Genomic DNA, 6,595 nt, shown 5'->3' on the forward strand with positions numbered 1-6,595 from the left:
CCGCGGCCAGCGGGTCGCCGCCGGCCACCTCGGTGGCCGCGGCGAGCGCGGCCGACCCCTCGGCGGTACGCAGCGCGGCCAGCTGGTCGAGATCCACCGTGCCATTCTCCCCGCCCGTCGGGGCGGATCGGCCGGGCGGGGCCGGGTGCGGCATGGTGGGGTGCCGCCGCCGGGCTGCCGCGACCGGCCGCGGGCGGAGTTGATCATGTTCGTCGGGACGACGCGCCGGACGACGGATTGGCACTCTCCTTGACGGAGTGCTAGCCGAGGAATAACCTGCGATTAGCACTCTCCCATCGAGGGTGCCAGCTTCCGGGCCTCGGCCCGGGCGCTGAACGCCAGGCGGACCGGCACCCGCGACGACGGCCCCGCCCGGTGGCATGTGGCAGATTGACGCCGTTCGGCTTGCCGTCCGGCAACGAAACCAAGTACCCCAGGAGGGTATGCCCGTGACTACCGCGACCAAGGTTGCGATCAAGCCGCTCGAGGACCGGATCCTGGTCCAGGCGAACGAGGCTGAGACCACCACGGCGTCGGGCATCGTGATCCCCGACACCGCCAAGGAGAAGCCGCAGGAGGGCACCGTCCTCGCTGTCGGCCCGGGCCGCATCGATGACAAGGGCAACCGGATCCCGGTTGACGTCAAGGTCGGCGACACCGTCATCTACTCGAAGTACGGCGGCACCGAGGTCAAGTACGCCGGCGAGGAGTACCTGGTGCTCTCCGCCCGCGACGTCCTCGCGGTCATCGAGAAGTAACCAACCGATCAGTGTCGTTGCCCCGGTCCGGCTCGCCGGGCCGGCGCAACGTCGCTTCGAAGGGACATTCATGGCGAAGATCCTGAGCTTCTCGGACGACGCCCGGCACCTGCTCGAGCACGGTGTCAACGCCCTCGCGGACGCGGTCAAGGTCACCCTCGGCCCGCGTGGGCGCAACGTCGTCCTGGACAAGAAATTCGGTGCGCCGACGATCACCAACGATGGCGTGACCATCGCCAAGGAGATCGAGCTCACCAACCCGTACGAGAACCTCGGCGCGCAGCTGGTCAAGGAGGTGGCGACCAAGACCAACGACGTCGCCGGCGACGGGACCACCACCGCGACCGTGCTGGCCCAGGCCATGGTCCGCGAGGGCCTGCGCAACGTGACCGCCGGGGCGAACCCGGCCGGCCTCAAGCGGGGCATCGACGCGGCGGCCGCCAAGGTCTCCGAGGCGCTGCTCGGCCGGGCCGTCGAGGTGGCCGACAAGGAGTCGATCGCGCACGTGGCGACGATCTCCGCGCAGGACGCCACCATCGGCGACCTGATCGCCGAGGCGATGGAGAAGGTCGGCCGCGACGGCGTCATCACCGTCGAGGAGGGCTCGGCGCTGCACACCGAACTGGACGTGACCGAGGGTCTCCAGTTCGACAAGGGCTTCATCTCGCCGAACTTCGTTACGGACGTGGAGGGCCAGGAGTCGGTCCTGGAGGACCCGTACATCCTGATCACCACGCAGAAGATCTCGGCGATCGAGGAGCTGCTGCCGCTGCTGGAGAAGGTCCTCCAGAACAACCGGCCGCTGCTGATCATCGCCGAGGACGTCGAGGGCCAGGCCCTGTCCACGCTGGTGGTCAACGCGATCCGCAAGACCCTCAAGGTCTGCGCGGTGAAGGCCCCCGGCTTCGGCGACCGCCGCAAGGCGATGCTCCAGGACATGGCCATCCTGACCGGCGCCGAGCTGGTCGCCCCGGAGCTGGGCTACAAGCTCGACCAGGTCGGCCTGGAGGTGCTCGGCACCGCCCGGCGCGTCGTGGTCGACAAGGAGACCACCACCGTCGTCGACGGTGGCGGCCAGACCTCCGAGGTCGCCGACCGGGTCGCCCAGATCCGCAAGGAGATCGAGGCCTCGGACTCCGAGTGGGACCGGGAGAAGCTGGCCGAGCGGCTGGCGAAGCTCTCCGGCGGCATCGCGGTCATCAAGGTGGGCGCCGCCACCGAGGTCGAGATGAAGGAGCGCAAGCACCGCATCGAGGACGCCATCTCGGCGACCAAGGCCGCGGTGGAGGAGGGCACGGTCCCGGGCGGCGGCGCCGCCCTGGCCCAGATCCTCCCGGTGCTCGACGACGACCTCGGCTTCACCGGTGACGAGAAGACCGGCGTCTCGATCGTGCGCAAGGCGCTGGTCGAGCCGCTGCGCTGGATCGCCCAGAACGCCGGCCACGACGGCTACGTGGTGGTGCAGAAGGTCGCCGGCAAGGAGTGGGGCAACGGCCTCGACGCCGCCCGCGGCGAGTACGTCGACCTGGTCAAGTCCGGCATCATCGACCCGGTGAAGGTGACCCGCAACGCGGTCACCAACGCCGCCTCGATCGCCGGCCTGCTGCTCACCACCGAGAGCCTCGTGGTGGAGAAGCCGGAGAAGGCCGAGCCGGCCGCCGCCGGTGGGCACGGCCACGGTCACGGCCACCAGCACGGCCCGGGCTTCTGACCCGACGCCGTACGGACGACGTCAGGGCACACCGTCACGCCGACGGTGTGCCCTGACCCGTATCTGGTTACGGAACGCTGACGCCGCTACCGGTCCGGCGGGGTGATCGACAAGACTGGTCCGATGACCACCACGTCCCGCGGGTACGCCGCGCTGGCCGGGATCACCGCCGCCGCCGTGGCGATCGGCGCCGCCGAACCGGTGGCCGTCCTCACCGGTGCCCGTTCCGCGCCGCTGATCGCGGTCGGCGGGCTGGTCGTCGACATCGTCCCCGCGCCGCTGAAGCAGTTCGCCATCGCGCTCTTCGGCACGTACGACAAGATCGCCCTGCTGGTCGGGACGGCCCTGCTGCTCGCGGCGTTCGCCGCGCTGCTCGGCGTGCTGGCCGCCCGCCGGCTCTGGGCCGGGCTGGCCGGCATCGCGGCCTTCGCCGCCCTCGGGGTGGCCGCCGCGCTGACCCGGGCCGCCCGCCGGTACGCCTCGGCCCCGCTGCTCTTCCCCGGCATGGGCCACGACCTGATGCTGGACGCCCGCTGGCGGGAGCCGATCGACGCGATCCTCGACTGGCTGGAGAAGGACCCGGCGCCGGCGGCCGGCTGAGCGCCGCCCTCGGCGTCGGGCCGGCTCAGTCGGTCCCGGCGAGCCGGGTGAGCAGGGAGCCGCTCTCGTCCAGCGCGCTGAGGTAGGACCGGGCCCAGGCGTGGATGTCGTTGCGGTGCAGGTGCTTCCGCATCGCCCGCATCCGCGCGGCCACGTCGGCCGGCGCGGCCCGCAGCGCGGCGAGCAGCTCCTGCTTGAGCCCCTCCAGGTCGTGCGGGTTCACCAGGAACGCCTGGGACAGCTCGGTGGCCGCCCCGGCGAACTCGCTGAGCAGCAGCGCGCCGGTGTCGTCCACCCGGGCAGCGACGTATTCCTTGGCGACCAGGTTCATCCCGTCCCGCAGCGGGGTCACCGCCATCACGTCGGCGATCCGGTAGAGGGCGGCCAGCTCGGCCCGGTCGAAGGTCTGGGTGAGGTAGTGGATCGCCGGCTCGCCGACCCGGCCGAACTCGCCGTTGATCCGCCCGACCTCGCGCTCCACCCGCTCCCGCAGGATCTGGTACTGGCCGACCCGTTCCCGGCTGGGCACCGCCACCTGGATCAGTACGGTGTCCCGCACCTTGACGTCGCCGCTGGCCAGCAGCTCGCTGTACGCCTTGAGCCGCTGCTCGATGCCCTTGGTGTAGTCCATCCGGTCGACGCTGAGGATGACGTGCTCGGGGTTGCCGAGGTCGCGGCGCAGCCGGCGGGCGCGGTCGGCGACCTCCGGCCGGGCGGCGAGCGCGGCCATCTCGGCGGTGTCGATGGAGACCGGGAAGGCGCCGATCCGGACCACCCGGCCGCCGACGCCGATCCGCCGGTCGGTGGCGGGCAGGCCGAGCACCTTGGTGACCAGCTGCGCGAAGTTGTGCGCCGCCTGGGGCCGCTGGAAGCCGATCAGGTCGGCGCCGAGCATTCCGCGCAGCAGCTCGACCCGGCGCGGGAGCTGCATGAACAGCTCCGGTGGCGGGAACGGCGCGTGCAGGAAGAACCCGATCCGCAGGTCGGGGCGGAGCGCCCGGAGCAGGCCGGGGACCAGTTGCAGGTGGTAGTCCTGCACCCAGACCAGGGCGCCCGGCTCGGCCACCTCGGCGGCGGCCTCGGCGAACCGCTGGTTGACCCGCTGGTACGCCTCCCACCAGCGGCGGTGGTACTCGGGCTGCTCGACGGCGTCGTGGTAGAGCGGCCAGAGGGTCGCGTTGGCGAAGCCCTCGTAGTGGTCGCGGAGGTCTTCGGCGGTCAGCGGCACGGTGTGCATGCGGACGCCGTCCACCTCCGGCAGGTGGGGCGCCGGGCCGGTGCCGCCCGCCCAGCCGACCCAGGTGGCCGGGGTATGTCGCAGCAGGGGGTGCAGGGCGCTCACCAGGCCCCCGGGGCTGCGGCGCCACTCGCAGGCGCCGTCCGGCGCCACACTGTCGTCGATGGGAAGGCGGTTGGCGACCACCACGAGGGGACTCTGTCGCATCTCGGGCATTCCGATCAGCAGGGGCTGACCGCCGCGAGCGGGGAGGAACCGGGCAGTCAGTGGGGGAAGTGACGGACAGCGGTATTCCTACTGACCGTAAGTTACACCACTGTTACGTCACCGGCCGGTGGTCCATCGCCGTCCCGGGATGCGGGCGCCGCCCAAGGGCGGGGTCAGACGACCGCGCCGTCGTCCGGGTCATGGTCGTCGGTGTCGCCCGGACGCAGCCGCCAGATCAGGGTTACGAAGCCGGCCAGGATGCCGGTGAAGCCGAGCAGCGTCACCACCGAGGGGTCGACCGGGAGTGCCGTGGGGTAGAGGAAGAGCGCGAAGCCGACGACGATGGCCATGACGCCGACCACCGTGTACTTCGAGAAGCGGGGCAGCGGGGGCGGCGGGGGTGGGGTGTAGTGCTCCTCGGTCGGCGTCCGCCGGCAGGTCGGCGCCGAAGGTGTCCAGGCCGTCCAGGAGCGACGGCTCGTCCTGCCGGCCGCGACTGACCGAGATCCCGGAGATGTCGGCCGCGTACGGCAGGCGCCGGACGTCGGTGGCGGTCGGCCCGCCGGACTCCTCGGCCCCGGTGCGCGGGGACGCCCCGCCGGCCGGTTCGGACGGGTCGACCGGGTCGTCCACGTCCTCGGCGGCGGGCCAGGGGTGGCTCCCGGGGGCCGGCGCGGTGTCGAAGGCGGCGACGATCCGGGCCCACTCGGCCTCGATGTCAGCCTCGTCGTCCCGGGCCGGCTCGGGGGTGCCCTCGTCGGCGAGCTGGGTGAGGTAATCCCGGGCGGTGGTCAGGTGAGAGCGGTCGACGTAGAGCCGGTCGACCGGCCGGGACGGCACGGTGGTGGTGCGGGTCACCGGGTTGAGGTCGGCGGAGGGCTGGAGGTACGCGGCGATGCCGCCGGCGGCGAGCACGTCGAGCAGGTGTTCGCCGACGCGCGGATCCACGTCACCCGCGACGGCGTACTCGCTCGCGTCGAGCCCGTTGTCCCGCCGTCCCCGACGGGGCCCACCCGCTGACACCGGACACCCTCCTCGTCGCACCCGACGGTGCTCCTCGCCGCGGCGCGCCCTACGCCGTGCCCTGAATCGTGACACGTCAGGACCCGGTTCCGGGAGTGCGTTGTGGCGTGCCGCTCCTGGTTCGTAGGCTCATGCCCGACAGTCCCGCTCGCCGACGGCGCCTCGGGCGTGGTCCCGGGCGGGTGCCGGCGACCCGGCCAGGCTCCCGGTGACGGGTGTCGCCACCCCCGCTGGAAGGACACCGTTGCTGTACTGGCTGATGAAGTACATCATTCTCGGCCCGTTGCTGAGGCTGATCTTCCGCCCGCAGGTGGAGGGGCTCGAGAACGTCCCGGAGAACGGCCCGGTCATCCTGGCCAGCAACCACCTCTCCTTCTCCGATTCGATCTTCACTCCGCTCATCGTCAAGCGAAAAGTCACATTCATCGCCAAAGCGGAATACTTCCTCGGTAAGGGCATCAAGGGTTGGCTGACCAAGATGTTCTTCGTCAGCTCCGGCACCATCCCGGTCGACCGCTCCGGCGGCCGGGCCGCCCGCGCGGCGCTGGACACGCAGCTCAAGGTGCTGCGGTCCGGCGGCATCGCCGGCATCTACCCCGAGGGCACCCGGTCGCCGGACGGCCGGCTCTACCGGGGCAAGACCGGGGTGGCCCGGCTGGCGTTGGAGAGCGGCGCCCCGGTGGTCCCGTTGGCGATGCTCAACGCCGACGAGATCCAGCCCCCGGGCCAGCTGATCCCCAACGTCAAGCGGGTGCGGATCCGCTTCGGCGCGCCGCTGGACTTCTCCCGGTACGCCGGGATGGCCGGCGACCGGTTCGTCGAGCGCGCGGTCACCGACGAGATCATGTACGAGCTGATGGAGCTCTCCGGCCGCGAGTACGTCGACATGTACGCGCAGAAGGCGAAGAGCCGCCCGGCCGTGCCGAGCCAACCCGTCCCCGTCTGACCGGGCCTCAGCAGGCCACCGCGGGCCCGGTGTCGGCGACCGGCTGCCGGGCCAGGGCGAGCAGGCCGGGCGCCTCGTTGCGCCGCGCGAAGGCCCGCACCTCGGCCAGCGGC

Annotated in this window: 4 protein-coding genes and 3 pseudogenes; 4 read left to right on the plus strand and 3 right to left on the minus strand. The window is 71.9% G+C overall.

What is annotated here, in order from left to right:
- Positions 1 to 154: pseudogene (locus JNW87_RS41805) on the minus strand (SAM-dependent methyltransferase); the annotation flags it as partial.
- Positions 155 to 443: 289 nt separating this feature from the next.
- Here JNW87_RS41805 and groES point away from each other — a divergent pair.
- From groES to JNW87_RS32650, 3 genes and pseudogenes are all read left to right on the plus strand, one after another.
- Positions 444 to 758 carry a co-chaperone GroES gene (gene groES, locus JNW87_RS32640; protein ID WP_109802944.1) on the plus strand — a complete coding sequence of 105 codons (315 nt, stop codon included), beginning with the start codon at positions 444 to 446 and terminating at the stop codon, positions 756 to 758.
- Positions 759 to 828: 70 nt separating this feature from the next.
- Positions 829 to 2,469, plus strand: a complete 1,641-nt coding sequence (gene groL, locus JNW87_RS32645) for a chaperonin GroEL (RefSeq protein ID WP_109802945.1) — start codon at positions 829 to 831, stop codon at positions 2,467 to 2,469.
- A 123-nt stretch (positions 2,470 to 2,592) separates the two neighbouring features.
- Positions 2,593 to 3,066, plus strand: a pseudogene (locus JNW87_RS32650) (molybdopterin-binding oxidoreductase); the annotation flags it as partial.
- Between the two features lie 28 nt (positions 3,067 to 3,094).
- Here the strand turns inward: JNW87_RS32650 and JNW87_RS32655 are convergent.
- Complete coding sequence (locus tag JNW87_RS32655) at positions 3,095 to 4,513, minus strand: trehalose-6-phosphate synthase (RefSeq protein ID WP_238455007.1); 1,419 nt, start codon at positions 4,511 to 4,513, stop codon at positions 3,095 to 3,097.
- Positions 4,514 to 4,686: 173 nt separating this feature from the next.
- Positions 4,687 to 5,536, minus strand: a pseudogene (locus JNW87_RS32660) (DUF308 domain-containing protein).
- A 244-nt stretch (positions 5,537 to 5,780) separates the two neighbouring features.
- Here JNW87_RS32660 and JNW87_RS32665 point away from each other — a divergent pair.
- On the plus strand, positions 5,781 to 6,482 hold the full coding sequence (locus JNW87_RS32665) for a 1-acyl-sn-glycerol-3-phosphate acyltransferase (protein WP_109803539.1): 702 nt from the start codon (positions 5,781 to 5,783) through the stop codon (positions 6,480 to 6,482).
- The last annotated feature ends 113 nt before the right edge of the window (positions 6,483 to 6,595 follow it).

Source organism: Micromonospora sp. ATA51, assembly GCF_016802855.1.
In the GTDB taxonomy this organism is placed as follows: Bacteria; Actinomycetota; Actinomycetes; order Mycobacteriales; family Micromonosporaceae; genus Micromonospora; species Micromonospora sicca.

Bases quoted from the DNA above. Each gene is read 5' to 3' on its own strand.
- groES (WP_109802944.1), top strand. From the start codon at position 444: ATGCCCGTGACTACCGCGACCAAGGTTGCGATCAAGCCGCTCGAGGAC.
- groL (WP_109802945.1), top strand. From the start codon at position 829: ATGGCGAAGATCCTGAGCTTCTCGGACGACGCCCGGCACCTGCTCGAG.
- JNW87_RS32655 (WP_238455007.1), bottom strand. From the start codon at position 4,513: ATGCGACAGAGTCCCCTCGTGGTGGTCGCCAACCGCCTTCCCATCGAC.